This is a genomic window from Erythrobacter cryptus DSM 12079 (genome assembly GCF_000422985.1).
GTDB lineage: Bacteria > Pseudomonadota > Alphaproteobacteria > Sphingomonadales > Sphingomonadaceae > Erythrobacter > Erythrobacter cryptus.
The window spans coordinates 237,404-255,262 of sequence record NZ_KE383966.1; the positions used below are offsets into that span (position 1 = coordinate 237,404).

Genomic DNA, 17,859 nt, shown 5'->3' on the forward strand with positions numbered 1-17,859 from the left:
TAAGCCTTTGGCGCGCATGTCCCGGCTTTCCAGAGACTGTCACCTCTGTGTCATTTACGATAGACAAAGGAGGACATTCTGGAGGGCCGAGACATGATTCTCGCCGCGGCTTGCCGCGTCACCACACTTGCCATGCTGCTTGCCCTGGCGGTCGAGGCCCGGGCCGACGTGCTCGAACTGGGCGGCGGCGAAGCGCGCTGGGTGGCAGGCCCGCGCGCCGGGCAGAACGCCGCTGGCTCCAGCGCCGATGCGGCCATGCCAGCTGCGCCCACGCCGCGCGACGCGCCCGTCGCGCCCGAGATCGCGCCCGAAATCGCCGTCTCCGATCCGGCGCGCCATGCCGCCGGGGTGCCGGTGCGCTATGCCGCCAAGATCCACGAACTTGCCGCGCGCTTTGATCTTTCCCCCAGCCTGCTCGAGGCGCTGGTGTGGCAGGAAAGCCGCTGGAACGAAAATGCGGTTTCACCGGTGGGGGCGCGGGGCCTTGCCCAGCTGATGCCGGGCACGGCGCGTTATCTCGGGGTCGATCCCGATGATCCTTTCGCCAATCTCGAGGGCGGGGCGCGCTACCTGCGCGAACAGCTTGATCGCTTCGATGGCGATCTTGAAAAGGCGCTCGCCGCCTACAACGCCGGCCCGGGGCGGGTGCTCCGTTCGGGCGGCATTCCCAATATCCGCGAGACCAAGCTCTATGTCGCTGCCATCATGGGGCGGCTTTCCAACCATGCGCGCCTGGCCGCCCGATAGGGCGGCCCGCGCCGCCAAGCCAAGGACCTTGACCCGATAATGACGCCCAATCTTCGCCTTCCCGCCCGCCTTGCCTTTCTGGCTGCGCTTGCCACCAGCCCGGGCGCGGCGCTTGCCCAGGGGGCCGATCCGGCCGGCTCCGGCCCGATCAATGCCGCGCTGCTGTGGCTCCAGGGCACGCTGCTCGGCACCGTCGCCACCACCATCGCGGTGATGGCGGTGGCCGCGATCGGCTTCATGATGCTGACCGGGCGGATGAACTGGCGCTTTGGCGCTACCGTCATCATCGGCGTGTTCATCCTGTTCGGCGCCACCACCATCGTCGCCGGCATCCAGGCGGCCGCGGGCTAGGGCAGAGCGATGAGCGAGCTTGTCCGCCATCCGGTGCACCGCGCGCTCACCCGCCCGCAGATGTTTGCGGGGGTGACGATGAATTTCTTCATCATCAACCTGATGGTGACGACCATCGCCTTCCTGATGCTCAAGAGCTTCTGGATCATCCCCGTGCCGATCGTGATGCACGTGATCGGCTATTTCGCTTCGCTGCGCGAGCCGCGCATCTTTGATCTGTGGATCACCAAGGTGTCGAAATGCCCGCGCGTGCCCAATTACCGCCGCTGGGGCTGCAACAGCTACGCGCCATGACGCCCGCACGTCGCCGCGCCAAGGAGGGCCGGACATGGTAAAATGGATTGGACCTGCCGCCTGGAGCGCCAAGGAGGCAAAGGTGGGCGACCGCCTGCCCTATGCCCGCCTGATCGACGAGCACACCGTGCTCTTGCGCGATGGCAGCGTGATGAGCGCGATCCAGGTCCCTGGCCTCTTGTTCGAGACCGAGGATTCGGACGCGCTCAACGCCCATGCCGCCACCCGCGAGGTGATGCTGCGGAGCACCCTCGATGCGCGCTTCGTGCTCTATCACCATGTCATCCGCCGCCGGGTGGAGGTGGAGCTTGAGGCCGAATTTCCCGATCCGCTCAGCCGCCATATCGATGCGCGCTGGAAGCAGCGCCTTGCCGGCGGATCGCTGTTCATCAACGACCAGTTCATCACCCTCATCCGCCGCCCGGCGCGCGGCAAGACCGGCCTGCCCGAACGGCTTTCCAAGCTCTTCAGCCGGGCCGCCGCGGAGGAGCTGGAGCCTGATCCGCGCGATCTGCGCAGCCTCAAGGCGGCGATCACCGGGATCGTGGCCAGCCTGCAGAACTATGGCGCCGCGGTGCTGGGCGATTATCAGGCGCCGGGCAGCAGCGGCACCAATTCGGAAATGCTCGAGCTGCTCTCGGCGCTCTACAACGGCGAGATGCGCCCGGTGCGGCGCCCCGCGCCCGAAACCGATATCGGCCACATGCTGCCCTATCGCCGCGCCTCATTTGGCCTTGATGCGATGGAACTGCGGGGGAGCGCCGCGCCCGATTTTGCCGCCATCCTTGGCCTTAAAGACTATCCCGAGGCGACCTCGCCGGGCTTGCTCGACAATCTCCTGCGCCTGCCCTTCGAGATGGTGGTGACCGAGACCTATGCCCCCAACGAGCGCACCACCGCCAAGGAGCGCATCGACCTGGCGCTCAGGCGCTCGCGCTCGGTCGATGAGGAGGCCGCGGCCGAACGGGCCGAGATGCTCGCCGCGCGCGATGCGCTGGGCAATGGGGCGGTGGGCTTTGGCGACCATCACCTCACCGTGCTGGTGCGCGAGAAGACCTTGCCGCGGCTCGATGATGCCATGGCCGCCTGCGCGGCGGCATTGGCCGATACCGGCGCGATCGCGGTGCGCGAGGACACCAATCTTGAACCTGCCTTCTGGGCGCAGTTCCCTGGCAACGAGGAATATATCGTGCGCCGCGCGCTGATTTCCTCGGCCAACATGGCAGGCTTCGGCTCGTTCCACGGCTTTGCCTTGGGCCAGGCGAGCGGCAATGACTGGGGCGATGCGGTCACCCTGCTCGAGACCACCAGCGCCACCCCGTTCTTCTTCAATTTCCACCACGGCGATCTTGGCAATTTCACCGTGATCGGCCCCTCGGGCTCGGGCAAGACCGTGGTGATGAACTTCCTTGCCGCCCAGGCGCAGAAGTTTGCGCCGCGCACCATCCTGTTCGACAAGGATCGCGGCGCCGAGCTGTTCATCCGCGGGATCGGCGGGCGCTATGACCGTATCGCCCCGGGCCAGCCCACCGGCTTCAACCCGCTGGCCTTGCCCGACAGCCCGGCCAACCGCGCCTTCCTGCGCGACTGGCTCGGCGTGCTGCTCAAGGCGGAAGGGCCGGAGGAGCTTGCCACCATCGCCGCGGCGGTCGATGCCACCTATGCCAACGATCCGCGGTTGCGGCGGCTGCGGCACTTCAAGGAACTGCTCGCCGGTGCCCGGCGGCCCGAGCCGGGCGACCTTGCAGACCGGCTCGGCGCCTGGATCGGTGAGGGCGAACATGCCTGGCTGTTCGACAACGCGCGCGACCGGCTCGACCTTTCCGAGCGCGTGCTCGGCTTCGACATGACCGCCCTTCTGGAAAGCCCGCGGCTGCGCACACCGGTGATGATGTATCTCTTTCACCGCATCGACGAGCGGCTCGATGGGCAGCCGACGATGATCCTCATTGATGAGGGCTGGAAGGCGCTCGATGACGAGGTCTTCGCCGCGCGCATCCGCGACTGGCTCAAGACGCTGCGCAAGCGCAACGCGCTCGTCGGCTTTGCCACGCAAAGCGCGCGCGATGCGCTCGACAGCCGGATCGCGACCGCGCTTGTCGAGCAAACCGCGACGATGATCTTCATGCCCAACAGCCGCGCGCGGCCAGAGGATTATTGCGACGGCTTTGGCCTGACCGCGCACGAACTGGCGCTGATCCGCAGCCTGCCGGCCCATTCGCGCTGCTTCCTGGTGCGTCAGCCCGATGCGAGCGTGGTGGTGCGGCTCGACCTGTCGGGCGCGCCCGAGGTGCTCACCATCCTCTCTGGCCGTGAAAGCGCGGTGCGGCGGCTTGATCTGTTGCGCGAGGCGCTGGGCGATGCGCCCTCGGCCTGGTATCCTGCGCTCACCGGCAAGCCGTGGCCCGATGGCACGCAGGCGGAGGATGAGAGCTTGTGGCAGGCAGCCGAATGAGCACCAGCTGCGACATGGCCGCCCAGGCGATGGGCACCGGGGTCTCCGCGGCGCTGACCGCGGTCGATTGCATCGCCAGCGGGGTTTCCGAACAGGCCTTCAACCGCCTGTTCGGCACCGAAGGCCAGCTCGCTTTTGCCCTGACGCTTCTGCTCGGGCTCTATGTCGGCTTCTTCGGCATTTCGCTGATGCTCGGCCGCGCCAACCTTTCGGTGCGCGCGCTGCTGCCCAAGATGATGACGCTGGGGCTGGTGCTCACCTTTGCCACCAGTTTTGTCGCCTTTTCGACGGTGTTCTACAATCTCTTTATCGGCGGGCCGGACCAGATCGCCGGCATTCTCACCGGCACGCGCGGCCAAAGCGCGACGGCGGTGTTCGCGCAGAAGCTCGACGTGGTTTTCCTCGCGATCCAGCAGGCAAGTGGAGACACCAAGGATATCAATGCCTTCTCCCCGCCCGGCATGATGTGGCTGGGGGCGATGCTGCTGCTGCTGGGCACGGTGGGCCTGCTGGTGACCGCCCGGATTGGCCTCGCACTGCTGCTCGCGGTGGGGCCGATCTTCGTGGTGCTGGCGCTGTTCGAGGGCACCCGCGGGCTGTTTGCCGGCTGGCTCAAGGGGCTGGTGATGCTGGCGCTCGCCCCACTGTTTGCGGTGCTGGGCGGCACCATCATGCTCGAGATGGCGGTGCCGATCCTGGCGGCGCTGGTGGCGGTGCCGGGCAAGATCGACCAGCAGGCGGCGATGGCCTTTTTCCTCGTCGGCGCAGTGCACGTGGCGCTGATGCTGATGGCGCTCAAGGTATCCTCGGTAATGGTGGCGGGCTGGCAGGTCTTCGGCCTTGCCCCGGGCAAGGAGCGCGCAGCTTCAGCCGAGCCGCCGCGCGCTGCCCCTGCCAGCCTTGCGGCAGCTGGCGCGGGCGCGCGCGTCTCCGCGGCTCCGGTGGCGACGGCGCCCGGCCCGCGCCGCACCGACATCGCGCCCGCTGCGGCGGTGGTGGCCGCCAATGACACCGCGCCCGATGCCACCATCCGGCGCGAGACCCGCGTCTATGCCACCACGGGCGAGAGCGGGCAGGTGGTGCCGCTCAATCCTGCCGCCTCGCGTACCCGCGGGATCGGCAACCGCTTCCGCTCGGCCCCGCCGCTGGCCTCGGCTGCCCCGCTGCGCGCGCCGGCGCCCAGGAACCCTTCGGAGACTTGATCATGCCCCGTGCCTTCGGCCTTGCGCTGATGCCCTCACTCACCGCCGCCGCGCTCGCGTTCGCCACCCCCGCCGCCAGCGAGGATGCACGCCTGCAGACCCGCGTGTTCGACGAAGGCACGGTGGTGCGCATCGACGGGCGGGTGAAGGTGCAGACCACCATCAAGTTTGCCCCCGACGAGATGATCGAGAATGTCGCCATCGGCGACAGCACCGCCTGGCAGGTGCAGCCCAACCGCGCGCAGACGATCCTGTTCGTCAAGCCGCTCGAGCCGGCGGCGCGCACCAACATGACGGTGGTGACGAGCAAGCGCACCTACCTTTTCGATCTCGTCGCCAGCCCGAAGAACGCGCCGCTCTACGTGCTCCAGTTCCGCTATCCCGATCTCGAGAAGGCCGAGGAGGAAGCGCGCCTTGCTGCTGCCGCCGAGGCCGAGGCCGAAGCCCTGCGCGCCAGGGCGAGCCCGGAGGAGATGGCCGCGGCAAGCGATCGCTTTGCCGTCGCCGATCCGGCCAGCCTCAACTTTGCTTGGGCCAGCGCTGGCGCGCGCGAATTGCTGCCGCTGCGGGCCTTTGATGATGGCGAGGCGGTGTTCCTCACCTGGCCTGCGGGTGCCCCGATCCCGGCGATCCTCGTCACCAATGCCGCGGGCGAGGAAGGCCCGGTCAACTTCACCGTGCGCGGCGAAACCGTGGTGGTCGAAGGCGTGCCGCCGCAGATCATCCTGCGCTCGGGCCGCGACACCGCCACGCTGACCAACACCGGCCCGATGCCGCCCGCGGCGCGCGCCGCCGGGCTGAGCACGCCCGCCGAAAGGGCACGCAAGGGTTCATGATCCGCCACCGATCCGCCAGGGAGACCAAGTGATGCGCCTTGCCATGCGTTTGCCGCCGAAGAAGGGCGATGGAAGCAGCAGCGAGTTGGTCGATCCGCGCGAGCGCGAATCGGCCGAGATCATCGACCTTGCCAGCCGCGCGGCCTTCCCCGCGGTCACCGAGCGCCGGGCGCGGGGTGACGGGCTGGGCCTTGCCGCCGGCGTGGCGATCGTCGGCCTGCTCGGCGCGGTCACCTTCTGGGCGATGAACGCCGCGCGCACGCCCACGCCGCAGGGGATCGGCAACCCCAATGTGGCCGCGCCGCAGGCAGCCGCCGTGCCCGCGCCGGTGCAGCCGGTGGCCGATCCGGCACAGGCGCCCGGGGCTGCGCCGGTTGCGCCGCAGCCCGATCCGGCGCCCGCCCCGGTGCTCGCCAACCAGCCCGGGTTTGCCCAGGCCCCCGCAGCCAATCCCTTCGACAGCCCGAGCCTCATTTTCGATGGCACCGCCGCGCGCAGCGCCCCGCGGCTTGCCGAAGCGCCGGTTGCGGCGCCTGCGCCGGGCGGGGCTGCGGGCGATGTGGCCGGGACCGGCAGCGCGGCGGCCTTTGCCAGCCGCATCGGCGGGGTCGGCGGCGCGCCGGCGCAGGCCCGGCCGATGACCAATCCTTCCACCACCGTGACCGAGGGCACGCTGATCCCCGCGATCCTTGAGACCGCGATCAACACCGACGTGCCCGGCTATGTCCGCGCGGTGGTGAGCCAGGACGTGCGCAGCTTTGATGGCAAGCGCGTGCTGATCCCGCGCTCCTCGCGTCTCATCGGACAATACCAGTCGGGCGTGCAGCAGGGCCAGCGCCGCGCCTATGTGATCTGGACGCGGCTCATTCGCCCCGATGGCGCCTCGATCAACCTAGCTTCGCCCGCGGTGGCCTTTGACGGCACCACCGGGCTTGAGGGCGATGTCAACAGCCACTTCTTCAAGCGCTTCGGCTCGGGCCTCTTGCTTTCGGTGGTGGGCGGGCTCGGCGCGGTGGCGACCGGCGGGGTCGGCGGGGTGATCGTCGCCGGCGGGGCGCAGAACGCTGCCAGCAGCGCGGTGCAATCGCAGGGGCAGATCAGCCCCACGATCCGCGTGCGCATGGGCGAGCCGATCCGGGTGTTCACCGCGCGCGATCTTGATTTCAGCACGGTGGGCAACTGATCCTGTGCCCGGGGAGATTCACCGGCTGATGGCGACAGGCATTCCGGAGGAGGCCGAGAGCGCCGCCGCGCGCGCGGGCATGGCCGAGCGCAGCGTCTATCTCGAGGCCTATCTGGCGCCTTTTCGCCGCTGGCTCGAGCGCGACACCATCACCGAGATCATGGTCAACCGCCCGGGCGAGGTGTGGATCGAGGATGCCGCCAACCCGGGGATGCAGCGGATCGAGACCCCCGAGATCGATGATCGGCTGGTGCAGCGCCTGGCTGAACAGGTCGCGCGCATCAGCCACCAGGGGATCAACCGCGAGCATCCCCTGCTTGGTGCGACCTTGCCCGATGGCGCGCGGGTGCAGTTCTGCGGCCCGCCGGCGAGCCGCAGGCACTGGGTGATGGCGATCCGTCGCCACCGCCGGCTCGACCTGCCGCTCGATGCCTATGATACCGGCCCGCTGATGGGCGAACAGCAGTGCGACCTGCCCGATCCCCAGACCCAGCCGATCGCCTATCTGCGCGCCGCCATCCGGGCGCGGCGCACGATCCTGATTTCCGGGGGCACCAGCACCGGCAAGACCACCTTCCTCAATGCCATGCTCGGCGAGATCCCGCGCGAGGAGCGGGTGGTGCTGGTCGAGGACACGCCCGAATTGAAGCTCCCGGGCGAGAATGGGGTGGGCCTCGTTGCGGTCAAGGGCGAACTGGGCGAGGCCAAGGTCACGGCCAACGAATTGCTCCAGGCGGCGCTGCGCCTGAGACCCGATCGCATCGTGCTCGGCGAATTGCGCGGGGCGGAAAGCGTCAGCTTCCTGCGCGCGATCAACACCGGACACCCGGGCAGCTTCTCCACCATCCACGCCAACAGCTTGCGCGGGGCGCTGGAACAATTGGCGCTTATGGTGATGCAGACGGGCATTGGCCTCTCGCGCGGCGACACCATTGCCTATGCCGCAAGCGTGATCGACGTGATCGTGCAATTGGGGCGCGATGCCAGCGGGCGGCGCGGGATCGCCGCGATCGCTGACAGCCGCAGCCTGCTCTAGGCCGCCCGAGGTCGCCCGCGCGCACAATTTGACATTCGTGTGACAGCGCCTGCAAGGTGATTTACACCGACCGCGCGAGCGAACACATGCGCGTGCCGGCGCACGGCGCGGCCGGCCCGCGGCGCCGCATGGAAGCAGGAAAGCGATGAGCACGTCACCGACCGGTCCAGAGCCTGTCATGCCCGCCGCCCCGCTGGCGGCGCTCGGGCCCGATGAATCGCCCTATTTCAACCGCGAGCTATCATGGCTGCAATTCAACCAGCGGGTGCTGGCCGAGGCCGACAACGAGGCCTATCCGCTGCTCGAGCGGCTGCGCTTCCTCTCGATCTCGGGCAGCAATCTCGATGAATTCATGATGATCCGCGTCGCCGGGCTGGTGGGCCAGGTGCAGCGCGGGCTGGAAACCCCCTCGATCGACGGGCGCAGCCCCTCGCAGCAATTGGCCGCGATCCGCGAGCAGCTCGTCCGGCTCTCGCAGCGCCAGCAGGCGATCTGGCGCAAGCTGCGCGCCGCGCTGGCCGCTGCCGATATCCACGTTGCCGATGAACAGCGCGTCAGCCCGGCCGCGCACAAGTGGCTCAAGGCCTTCTTCCTCAATGAGATCCTGCCGGTGATCACGCCCCAGGCGCTCGATCCGGCGCATCCCTTCCCCTTCGTCCAGAACGGCGGGCTGGGGCTGCTCTTCACCCTGCGGCGCGAGGCCACCGGCGAACAGCTGATCGAGATGGTGCTGATCCCCAGCGCCCTGCCGCGCTTTGTGCGGGTGCCCGATGCGGTAACCGGCGGCGAGGGCAGCGGCGCGCTCTATATCTCGATCGCGCGGCTCATCCAGCGCTATGCCGCGGCGCTGTTTCCCGGCTTTGCCATCCAGGGCGACGGGCTGTTCCGGGTGCTGCGCGACAGCGACATCGAGATCGAGGAAGAGGCCGAAGACCTGGTGCGCACCTTCCGCAGTGCGATCCAGCGCCGCCGCCGCGGCCAGGTGATCCAGCTCGAGCTTGAGGAGGATTTCGATCCGGCGGCCGAAGCCTTGCTGCGCGAACAGCTGGGCATCAACGAAGCCGCGGTGATCAAGACCGATGGCATGATCGGCCTTGATGGCCTTGCCGAGATCGTGCGCGAGGATCGGCCCGACCTCAAGTTCGATGCCTATACCCCGCGCTATCCCGAGCGCATTCGCGAGCATGACGGCGATGCCTTCTCGGCCATCCGCGAGAAGGACATCATCATCCACCACCCTTATGAAAGCTTCGAGGTGGTGGTCGATTTCCTGCGCCAGGCCGCGGCCGATCCCGATGTGGTGGCAATCAAGCAGACGCTCTATCGTGCCGGCAGCCAATCGGCGGTGATCAATGCCCTGATCGAGGCGGCCGAGGCGGGCAAATCGGTGACCGCGGTGGTCGAGCTCAAGGCCCGCTTCGATGAGGAGCAGAACCTCAAATGGGCGAGCAAGCTCGAGCGTGCGGGCGTGCAGGTGATCTACGGCTTCACCGACTGGAAGACCCACGCCAAGGTGGCAATGGTGGTGCGGCGCGAGGGCGATTCCTTCCGCACCTATTGCCACTTCGGCACCGGCAATTATCATCCGGTGACCGCGCGCATCTATACCGATCTCAGCTTCTTCACCGCCGATCCCAAGCTCGGGCGCGATGCGGCCAAGATGTTCAATTTCATCACCGGCTATGTCGAGCCGCACGCGCTCGAGCGGCTGCACATTGCCCCGATTGATCTGCGCGCGGAGATCTATGCCCGCATCGATGCCGAAATCGAAAACGCGCGCAAGGGCAGGCCCGCCGCGATCTGGATGAAGTGCAACCAGATCACCGATGAGGGGGTGATCGACCGGCTCTATGCCGCCAGCAATGCCGGGGTGCCGGTGGAACTGGTGGTGCGCGGGATCTGCTGCCTCAGGCCCGGGATTGCCGGCCTTTCCGAGAATATCCGTGTCAAGTCGATCATCGGACGCTTTCTGGAGCACAGCCGTATCTATGCCTTTGCCAATGGCCATCCCATGCCCAGCGCTCACGCCGCGGTGTTCATCGCCTCTGCTGACATGATGACTCGCAATCTTGATCGCCGGGTGGAAACCCTGATCCCGATCCTCAACCGCACGGTGCACGACCAGGTGCTCCAGCAGGTGCTGCTCGCCAACATGCTCGACACCGAGCAGAGCTGGTGGCTGCACCCCGATGGGCACTATTCGCGCGTCACGCTCGAGCCGGGAGCAAAGCCCTTCAATTGCCACCGCTATTTCATGACCAACCCCTCGCTTTCGGGCCGCGGCGGGGCGCTCGAGGCCGGGGCGGTGCCCAAGCTCAGCCTGCGGCGGGGAGCGGTGGGATGAGCTATCCTAGGCGGCGGGCCGAGCGCGAGGGCGCCATTCTGGGCAGCAGGCCTGAGCGCGCGATCATCGACATCGGCTCGAACACGGTACGCCTCGTGGTCTATGGCGGCGCCATGCGCGCGCCCACGGTGCTGCTCAACGAGAAGGTGACGGCGCGGCTCGGGCGCGAGATCGCCGTCACCGGGCGGCTGGCCGAGGATGCCATGGCGCTCGCGCTGCGCGGGCTCAGGCGCTTTGCCTTGCTGCTTGCCGATCTCGGCATCAGGGACATTGAGACCGTGGCCACCGCCGCGGTGCGCGAGGCCAGCAACGGGCCGGCCTTCCTCGAGGAACTGCGCGCCATCGGCCTCATGCCGCGGGTGCTTTCGGGCGAGGAGGAGGCGCTGCTTTCCGCCCACGGCGTGATCGGCGCCTTCCCCGCGGCGCGCGGCGTGGTGGCCGACCTTGGCGGGGGCAGCCTTGAACTGGTGCGGGTCGCCGACGGGCGCTGCGAGGGTGCCAGCAGCCTGCCGCTCGGGACGCTGCGCCTGCCCGACCATCGGCCTTCCGGACGCAAGGGCGCGGCCGCACGCAGCGCGATGCGCAAGTCGCTCGACCGGGCGATCCGCAAGGCCGGGTGGGACGATGCCGCGCGCTTGCCGGCGGAAAACGGCGCGCTCTACCTCGTGGGTGGCACCTGGCGGGCGATGGCGATCTATGCCATGGCGGCGCGCGGTTGGCCGCTCAGTGACCCCCACGGCTTTGCGCTTGATGCCGCGGCGGCGGGTGAGCTTGCCGCGGCGCTTGCCGCCAGCGATGTCGAGGCGCTCAAGGGACGCGAGCGCATTTCCTCGATGCGCGCCGAGAAGCTCCCCGATGCCGCGGTGCTGCTCGAGGCGCTGCTGGCGCGCCTGGCGCCGGAGCGGGTGGTGTTCTCGTCTTGGGGCCTGCGCGAGGGGCTGATCTATGATCGCCTGCCCGCCCACAGCCGCGCTGCCGATCCTTTGCTCGCCGGGGTGGCGGTGTTTGCCAGCCAGCGCGGCACCGAGCCGACGCTTGCAACCCGCATGGCGGCCTGGACGCTCGATGCCGCCCCGGCGCGCACCCATGGCAGCGAACGGCTGCGCCTTGCGGCCACGATGCTCGGGCTCGCCAGCATGCAGATCGAGCCCAATATCCGGCTGCCGCAGGCGATCAATTGGGCGCTGCACAAACGCTGGATCGGGATCGATGCCAAGGGCCGGGCGATGCTGGCAGCGGCCATCGCGGCCAATGGCAACCAGCTTTCCCTGCCGGCCGAGCTACGCGCCTTGGCGTGCCCCGAGGCGCTCGAGGAAGCGGTGCGCTGGGGCCTCGCGCTGCGGCTCGCCCGGCGCTTGGGTGCCCAGTCGCGCCGCTCGCTCGAGGCCAGCCGCCTGCTGGTGGACGGCGGCGCCCTGGTGCTGCGCCTTGCCGAAAGCCACGCCGCCCTGTTCGGCAGCCCGACCGAGAAGGACATCAAGCTCATCGCGCAGCGCCTCGGCCTTCCCTGGCGCCTCGAGGTGGTGGCCGATGAGAGCCTGCTCTAGCCGGCGCGCGGCGTGCTGGTGGCAAAGGGCGAGAAATCGGTGTCGAGATCGAACAGATCGACCCCTTCGGCACGCTTGAGCCGGGCCACCACGGCATAGGTGACCGGGGTGAGCGCTGCCTCCCAGGCGACCTTGAGCGCCCAGTTGGTGACCATCACCGTCACCACTGCTTGCGGAGTCCAGATGCCAAGGAAGGCCACGGGGTAGAAGATCAGGCTGTCCACCCCCTGGCCAACGAATGTCGAACCGATGGTGCGGGTCCACAAGAACCGCCCGCGGGTGAGCACCTTCATCTTGGCCATGACGAAGGAATTGACGAATTCGCCCGCCCAGAAGGCGCTGATCGAGGCCACCACGATGCGCCAGGTGCTGCCGAACACGCTGACATAGGTTTCCTGGCAGATCGCCCCGTCGGGAATGGCGGGATCGGGATTGGAGGTGATGGGGCGCGGCCCGCCAAAGCCGCTGGCGCTGCAGGTCCAGCCGTCAAAGGGGGGAAGGCTCACCACCACCCAGGACATGAAGGCAAGGAACACCATCGCTGCCGTGCCCACCCAGATCACCCGCCGCGCCCGGGCGAAGCCGTAGATCTCGGTCAGGACATCGCCGATGACATAGCCGAGCGGGAAGAACAGGATCCCGGCGCCGTAGATGAACACCCCGTCGGGCGCGGGCCACCAGCCATCGGGCCAGAACGGCACATCGACATAGGTCAGCTTGGCCGCGCCGATGAGGTTCGAAAGCAGCAGGATCGCCACGAAGGCCGCCATGACGAGGTCATAATAGCGGAAGGTAACCGGCGCTCGGCTGGTGGCGATGATCCCGTCGTCAGGATCGCGGTCAAAGGCGGCGGCCGGATCCTGCGCGGGATCGGCGGCGGGGGCGGGCTTTTCCATTGCCGCCCCGGTTAGCGCGATTTGCGCGGGCCGCAAAGCGCGCTATGGGGCGAGCCGGCGCGCGCCCGTAGCTCATCTGGATAGAGCGCGAGACTTCTAATCTTGAGGCAGCAGGTTCGAGTCCTGCCGGGCGCGCCAGCGCTGCGAGAATAGGCAAATCCGAGATCCCCGAGGACGCCAGCCCCGAACAGGTGGGGAACTCTGACCTTTCCCTCGCCGGTTGCTGGTAAGCAGCTTCCGGGAGCCAAGAGAGGGAAAAGCAGTCTCTCGATCATCGGTGCAACAACCGCCGCGCAAGGCTCGGCGCAGGTCGCGAAAGATCACTCCAACGCACGTCTGGCTTCGCCAGAAGGGGTCACCTGTTGACGTGCTCCCCTGAAATGTGACCGCTTTTTGGTAGAGTCTGACGCAAGGAGTCGGACGATATGAAGCGGAGCAGGTTCAACGAAGAGCAGATCATTGCGATCTTGAAGGAGCAGGAAGCGGGGATGGCGACGGCGGAGGTCTGCCGCCGCCACGGGATCAGCTCGGCAACGTTCTACAAGTGGAAGTCGAAGTTCGGCGGCCTGGATGTGTCTGAGGCCCGGTGGCTACGGTCGCTCGAGGAGGAGAACTCGCGGCTGACCCGAAGGGCCGCGAAGCGAACAAGCTGCTGGCCGAGGCCATGCTCGACAATGCCGTGCTGACCCGAAGGGCGGCGTAGCCAACGATCTGGCATCAAAAAATGGTAACGCCCGGCGCCAAGCGGGAAGCCGTCGCCCATGCCCGGGAGCATCACGGGGTGAGCGAGCCCAAGAGACGAATGGGGGGCGTGTGCATTGGTTGGTGTGAGCCGCAGGGTGATCTGTTACGAGCCGTCGCGGTCCGATGACGGGGCGCTACGCCAACGGCTGCGCGAGCTGGCGGCGGAACGTCGTCGGTTCGGTTACCGCCGCCTGGGCTACCTGCTGGCGCGAGAGGGCATCGCCCCCAACCACAAGAATCTGCTGCGCATCTACCGCGAGGAAGGACTGCGCGTGCGGCGCCGTGGCGGCCGGAAGCGGGCGCTGGGCACGCGCAGGCCAATGGTGCTGCCGGATGGTCCGAACCAGCGTTGGAGCCTCGAGTTGGGCGCTGCGCGCCCTTCTCCGCTTCGCTTCGAATCCGTCTCCGACAGCCTGATCTGCGGTCGGCGCTTCCGCATCCTGTGCGTGGTCGATGATTATACGCGGGAGTGCCTGGCGCTGGTGGCCGATACATCGCTGTCCGGTGCTCGGGTAGCGCGGGAACTGACCAGCCTGATGGGCAGCCGCGGCAAGCCGCACATGGTGGTCAGCGACAATGGCACCGAACTCACCTCGTCGGCGATCCTGCGCTGGTCGCAGGAGCGACGGGTCGAGTGGCACTACATCGCGCCCGGCAAGCCGATGCAGAACGGGTTGGCTGCGCCGCCCTGGGGTCGTGGAAAGCTTCAACGGTCGCCTGCGCGACGAATGCCTCAACGAGACCCTGTTCACCTCGCTGGCCCATGCCCGGTTCGTCCTCGCCGCCTGGCGGTACGATTACAATACGGTCAGGCCACACTCAAAACTGGGCGGGAAGACCCCCGCCGACATCGCCGGCCAACGTGTCTGGGGGCATGCCCCCAGACACGTTGCCAACCCATCAAACACACATCATGAAGAAGCGAGACTCTGCCTCTGACTGGTAACAATCAGGGGAGCACGTCAGTCTTTGCCAGCCCGGCACTGATTGCCACCCTAGCACCCGCTTGCGCTCGGCGCAGATAACGGGCAGCGGTCCAGCAGCAAGCAACCGCTGATGCGGGCGAAGGATGCGAGGGGATGATGTCAGGGGCAGTCGCGGCCGCCGCGCCTAGGTGATCGCATAGGCCCCGTCGATACGGCGCAGCACGCCGCTCGGCCCGTCGAGCAAGGCCTTGGGCAGCAGCGCGGCGGGCATGTCCTGATAGCACACCGGGCGCAGGAAGCGCTCGATCGCCAGCGTGCCGACCGAGGTGCTGCGCCCGTCCGAGGTTGCGGGGAAGGGCCCGCCATGCACCATCGCATGGGTCACCTCGACGCCAGTGGGCCAGCCATTGGCGATGATCCGCCCGGCGCGCGCCTCGAGGATCGGCAGCAATTCGCGCGCCGCGGGATAATCGGGCGCTGCCATGTGCAAGGTGGCGGTGAGCTGGCCCTCCATCGCCGCGAGGATTGCGGCCATCTCGTCAATATCGGTGCAGGTGACGATGATCGAGACGGGGCCGAAAACCTCGTGGCCAAGCGCGGGCTGGCGCCGGAACGCATCGGCGCTGACGGCAAAGACATGGGCCTTGCCGCAAGGCCCGCTGCCGGCCGCGCCGGTGCCCACGAGGCGCGCGCCATGGGCCGTGATCGCGGCGATGCCGCTTTCATAGGCTTGGAGAATGCCCGCGGTCAGCATGGTCTGGGCCGCGATCGGGGCGAGCGCTGCGCCCACAGCGGCGATGAAACGGTCAGCGGCGGCTCCAGCCGGCACCAGCACGATTCCGGGATTGGTGCAGAACTGGCCGGCACCGAGCGTGAGCGAGCCGACATAGGCGCTCGCCAGGGCCTCGGCCGCCTCCTCCAGCCGGTGGGGCAGCAGCAGCACCGGGTTGACGCTGCTCATCTCGGCATAGACCGGGATCGGCACCGGGCGCGCGGCGGCATGTTGCATCAGGGCCAGCCCCCCGGCGCGTGAGCCGGTGAAGCCGACCGCGGCGATCCGCGGATCCTTGACCAGCGTCTCGCCGAGCGCGTGATCGGTGCCGCCGAGGAGCGAGAACACCCCCTCGGGCAGGCCCATCTCGCGGATCGCGGCGAGCAGTGCGCCCGCCACCAGTTCGGACGTGCCCGGGTGGGCCGGATGGCCCTTGACCACGACGCAGCAGCCCGCCGCCAGTGCCGAAGCCGTATCCCCCCCCGCGACCGAGAAGGCGAGCGGGAAGTTCGAGGCGCCGAACACCGCGACCGGCCCGAGCGGCACCTTGCGCATGCGCAGATCGGGCTTGGGCGGGGTGCGCTCGCGCAGGGCATGGTCGATCCGCAGCCCCTGCCAGCCGCCATTTTCGACCTCCTCGGCAAACAGGCGCAGCTGGCCCACGGTACGCCCGCGCTCCCCGACCAGCCGCGCCTCGGGCAGGCCGGTCTCCAGCATCGCGCGCTCGGTGAGCTCGTCGCCCAGCGCCTCGATATGCGCGGCAATCGCCCGCAGGAAGGCAGCCCGATCGCTGAGCGGCAGCGCGGTGTAGGTCGCTTGCGCTGCTGCTGCGGCGGCGCAGGCATCGGCAACGTCATCGGCGCTGGCCTCGGCATAGGCGGGGGCAAGCGCCGTGCCGCTCGCTGCCGCCATGGCGGTGTAACTGTGCGCGCCCGAACGCCATTCGCCCGCAACCAGATTCTTGCCCGTCAGCATTGCCATTCCTCTCGAAAAGTGATTCCGCGTGGTGAAAACGCGGCTTGCCATAGCGCGTTTTTCGGTCAAAGGTAGCGCTACCATAAACGGCAGGGCTTGCAACCGGCAAGCCAAAGGAGAGGGATCTTGGAGACACAGCGCGAAGGCGCCAACATGGCGCTGATTTCGGCGATCGTGGCGGTGGCAACGATTGGGGGCTTGCTGTTCGGCTATGACAGCGGGGCGGTGAACGGCACCCAGCCAGGGCTGAAAGGTGCCTTCGGCCTCAGCGAGGGCGGTCTCGGCTTTACCGTTGGCTCGCTGTTGATCGGGTGCTTCATCGGTGCCTTCTTTGCTGGCACGCTGGCTGACCAGCTCGGCCGGCGCAATGTCATGCGCATCGCCGCGCTGCTGTTTCTGCTCGGCGCGTTAGTGCAGGGGCTGACCGCCGATCACACGCTGTTCCTCATTGCACGCATCGCCGGGGGCATGGCGGTGGGCGCGGCGAGCGTGCTTTCGCCCGCCTATATCGCCGAAGTCGCCCCGGCCCATATCCGCGGGCGGATGACGACGGTGCAGCAGGTGATGATCATCACCGGGCTGACGCTGGCCTTTCTCGTCAATTACGCGCTGGCCGCCGCGGCTGGCGATTCGACCGGGGCCTTGTGGGGCGGGATCGCCGCCTGGCGCTGGATGTACCTGATGCAGGCCGTGCCTGCCGCGGTGTTCCTGGTGGCCTTGTTCTTCATTCCGGAAAGCCCGCGCTATCTCGTCGGCAAGGGCCGCCATGGCGAAGCTGCGCAGGTGCTCGCCAGCCTGTTCGGCCCGGCCGAGGCCGCAACCAAGCTGGCCGAGATCCGCGCCAGCTTTTCTGCCGATCACCGCCCGCGGCTTGCCGATGTGCTCGCGCCTGCCGGGGCGCCGTCCTTCCTCGGCATCCGCGCGATCGTGTGGGTGGGGATCATGCTGGCGGTGTTCCAGCAGCTCGTCGGCATCAACGTGATCTTCTATTACGGGGCAACGCTGTGGCAGCTGGCGGGCTTTACCGAAAACGACTCGCTGCTCATCAACATCCTTTCAGGCGCGGTCTCGATCGCGGCCTGCTTTGTCACCATCGCGGTGATTGACCGGATCGGGCGCAAGCCGCTGCTTTTGATCGGCTCGGCCGGGATGGCGGCAAGCCTGCTGGTGATGGTCTATGCCTTCAGCCAGGGCGGGCTTGATGCGGCCGGCAACCTCGTGCTTTCCCCGGCGCTCGGGACGGTGGCGGTGGTCGCGGCCAATCTTTATGTCATCTTCTTCAATGTCAGCTGGGGGCCGGTGATGTGGGTGATGCTGGCCGAGATGTTCCCCAACCAGATCCGCGGCTCGGCCCTTGCCGTGGCCGGGTTCTTCCAGTGGTTTGCCAATTACCTCATCGCCCAGACCTTCCCGGTGATGGCCACCGGGATCGGCCTTGCCGCCAGCTACAGCTTCTATGCCGTCTGCGCGGTGATCAGCTTCTTCCTCGTCCAGCGTTTCATCACCGAGACCAAGGGCAAGGAGCTGGAGGAGATGGTGGGATGAGCAAAG

13 protein-coding genes, 1 tRNA gene and 1 pseudogene are annotated in these 17,859 nt (G+C 67.9%); 13 read left to right on the forward strand and 2 right to left on the reverse strand.

Going from position 1 to position 17,859, the window contains the following annotated elements; translation table 11 throughout:
• Window positions 1-93 precede the first annotated feature (93 nt).
• The 10 genes from G524_RS0113280 to G524_RS0113325 all read left to right on the forward strand — a co-directional run bounded on the left by G524_RS0113280 (window position 94) and on the right by G524_RS0113325 (window position 11,995).
• Entirely contained in the window at window positions 94-747 is a 654-nt protein-coding gene (locus tag G524_RS0113280) for a lytic transglycosylase domain-containing protein (RefSeq protein WP_051221258.1), read from the forward strand.
• Between the two features lie 39 nt (window positions 748-786).
• The gene (locus tag G524_RS0113285; RefSeq protein ID WP_027444127.1) at window positions 787-1,098 is read left to right on the forward strand and encodes a TrbC/VirB2 family type IV secretion system protein; all 312 of its coding nucleotides are present in this window, start codon (window positions 787-789) and stop codon (window positions 1,096-1,098) included.
• A 9-nt stretch (window positions 1,099-1,107) separates the two neighbouring features.
• A complete protein-coding gene (locus G524_RS0113290; protein ID WP_027444128.1) occupies window positions 1,108-1,392 on the forward strand; it encodes a VirB3 family type IV secretion system protein in 285 nt (94 codons plus the stop codon).
• Window positions 1,393-1,426: 34 nt separating this feature from the next.
• Window positions 1,427-3,847 carry a VirB4 family type IV secretion/conjugal transfer ATPase gene (locus G524_RS0113295; protein WP_027444129.1) on the forward strand — a complete coding sequence of 807 codons (2,421 nt, stop codon included), beginning with the start codon at window positions 1,427-1,429 and terminating at the stop codon, window positions 3,845-3,847.
• The gene (locus G524_RS0113300; protein WP_027444130.1) at window positions 3,844-5,049 is read left to right on the forward strand and encodes a TrbL/VirB6 family protein; all 1,206 of its coding nucleotides are present in this window, start codon (window positions 3,844-3,846) and stop codon (window positions 5,047-5,049) included. Before G524_RS0113295 ends, G524_RS0113300 begins: the two co-directional genes overlap by 4 nt.
• A 2-nt stretch (window positions 5,050-5,051) precedes the next feature.
• Entirely contained in the window at window positions 5,052-5,885 is an 834-nt protein-coding gene (locus tag G524_RS0113305) for a TrbG/VirB9 family P-type conjugative transfer protein (RefSeq protein WP_051221260.1), read from the forward strand.
• Window positions 5,886-5,916: 31 nt separating this feature from the next.
• Window positions 5,917-7,068 carry a TrbI/VirB10 family protein gene (locus tag G524_RS0113310; RefSeq protein WP_245561376.1) on the forward strand — a complete coding sequence of 384 codons (1,152 nt, stop codon included), beginning with the start codon at window positions 5,917-5,919 and terminating at the stop codon, window positions 7,066-7,068.
• Window positions 7,069-7,096: 28 nt separating this feature from the next.
• Window positions 7,097-8,104 carry a P-type DNA transfer ATPase VirB11 gene (gene virB11, locus G524_RS0113315; RefSeq protein ID WP_027444133.1) on the forward strand — a complete coding sequence of 336 codons (1,008 nt, stop codon included), beginning with the start codon at window positions 7,097-7,099 and terminating at the stop codon, window positions 8,102-8,104.
• 145 nt (window positions 8,105-8,249) lie between these two features.
• The gene (locus tag G524_RS0113320) at window positions 8,250-10,448 is read left to right on the forward strand and encodes an RNA degradosome polyphosphate kinase (RefSeq protein WP_156894099.1); all 2,199 of its coding nucleotides are present in this window, start codon (window positions 8,250-8,252) and stop codon (window positions 10,446-10,448) included.
• Complete coding sequence (locus G524_RS0113325) at window positions 10,445-11,995, forward strand: Ppx/GppA phosphatase family protein (RefSeq protein WP_027444135.1); 1,551 nt, start codon at window positions 10,445-10,447, stop codon at window positions 11,993-11,995. Before G524_RS0113320 ends, G524_RS0113325 begins: the two co-directional genes overlap by 4 nt.
• On the opposite strand, the gene G524_RS0113330 is transcribed toward G524_RS0113325, so the two are convergent.
• Window positions 11,992-12,891, reverse strand: a complete 900-nt coding sequence (locus tag G524_RS0113330; protein WP_027444136.1) for a queuosine precursor transporter — start codon at window positions 12,889-12,891, stop codon at window positions 11,992-11,994. The two genes, G524_RS0113325 and G524_RS0113330, sit on opposite strands and share 4 nt — an antisense overlap.
• A 61-nt stretch (window positions 12,892-12,952) precedes the next feature.
• Between G524_RS0113330 and G524_RS0113335 the strand changes: the two genes are divergently transcribed.
• Window positions 12,953-13,029 (forward strand) — tRNA-Arg (locus tag G524_RS0113335).
• 287 nt (window positions 13,030-13,316) lie between these two features.
• A pseudogene (locus tag G524_RS16745) lies at window positions 13,317-14,574 on the forward strand (IS3 family transposase).
• Window positions 14,575-14,745: 171 nt separating this feature from the next.
• On the opposite strand, the gene G524_RS0113350 reads toward G524_RS16745, so the two are convergent.
• Window positions 14,746-16,308, reverse strand: coding sequence for an aldehyde dehydrogenase (NADP(+)) (locus G524_RS0113350; RefSeq protein WP_036857987.1), 1,563 nt, complete (start codon window positions 16,306-16,308; stop codon window positions 14,746-14,748).
• Window positions 16,309-16,431: 123 nt separating this feature from the next.
• Between G524_RS0113350 and G524_RS0113355 the strand changes: the two genes are divergently transcribed.
• The gene (locus G524_RS0113355) at window positions 16,432-17,853 is read left to right on the forward strand and encodes a sugar porter family MFS transporter (protein WP_027444139.1); all 1,422 of its coding nucleotides are present in this window, start codon (window positions 16,432-16,434) and stop codon (window positions 17,851-17,853) included.
• Window positions 17,854-17,859 lie beyond the last annotated feature (6 nt).

Excerpts from the sequence above, each read along its gene's own strand:
- G524_RS0113280 (WP_051221258.1), top strand. The coding sequence starts at position 94 with ATGATTCTCGCCGCGGCTTGCCGCGTCACCACACTTGCCATGCTGCTT.
- G524_RS0113305 (WP_051221260.1), top strand. The coding sequence starts at position 5,052 with ATGCCCCGTGCCTTCGGCCTTGCGCTGATGCCCTCACTCACCGCCGCC.
- G524_RS0113350 (WP_036857987.1), bottom strand. The coding sequence starts at position 16,308 with ATGCTGACGGGCAAGAATCTGGTTGCGGGCGAATGGCGTTCGGGCGCG.
- G524_RS0113295 (WP_027444129.1), top strand. The coding sequence starts at position 1,427 with ATGGTAAAATGGATTGGACCTGCCGCCTGGAGCGCCAAGGAGGCAAAG.
- G524_RS0113285 (WP_027444127.1), top strand. The coding sequence starts at position 787 with ATGACGCCCAATCTTCGCCTTCCCGCCCGCCTTGCCTTTCTGGCTGCG.
- virB11 (WP_027444133.1), top strand. The coding sequence starts at position 7,097 with ATGGCGACAGGCATTCCGGAGGAGGCCGAGAGCGCCGCCGCGCGCGCG.
- G524_RS0113330 (WP_027444136.1), bottom strand. The coding sequence starts at position 12,891 with ATGGAAAAGCCCGCCCCCGCCGCCGATCCCGCGCAGGATCCGGCCGCC.
- G524_RS0113300 (WP_027444130.1), top strand. The coding sequence starts at position 3,844 with ATGAGCACCAGCTGCGACATGGCCGCCCAGGCGATGGGCACCGGGGTC.
- G524_RS0113310 (WP_245561376.1), top strand. The coding sequence starts at position 5,917 with ATGCGCCTTGCCATGCGTTTGCCGCCGAAGAAGGGCGATGGAAGCAGC.
- G524_RS0113320 (WP_156894099.1), top strand. The coding sequence starts at position 8,250 with ATGAGCACGTCACCGACCGGTCCAGAGCCTGTCATGCCCGCCGCCCCG.
- G524_RS0113290 (WP_027444128.1), top strand. The coding sequence starts at position 1,108 with ATGAGCGAGCTTGTCCGCCATCCGGTGCACCGCGCGCTCACCCGCCCG.
- G524_RS0113325 (WP_027444135.1), top strand. The coding sequence starts at position 10,445 with ATGAGCTATCCTAGGCGGCGGGCCGAGCGCGAGGGCGCCATTCTGGGC.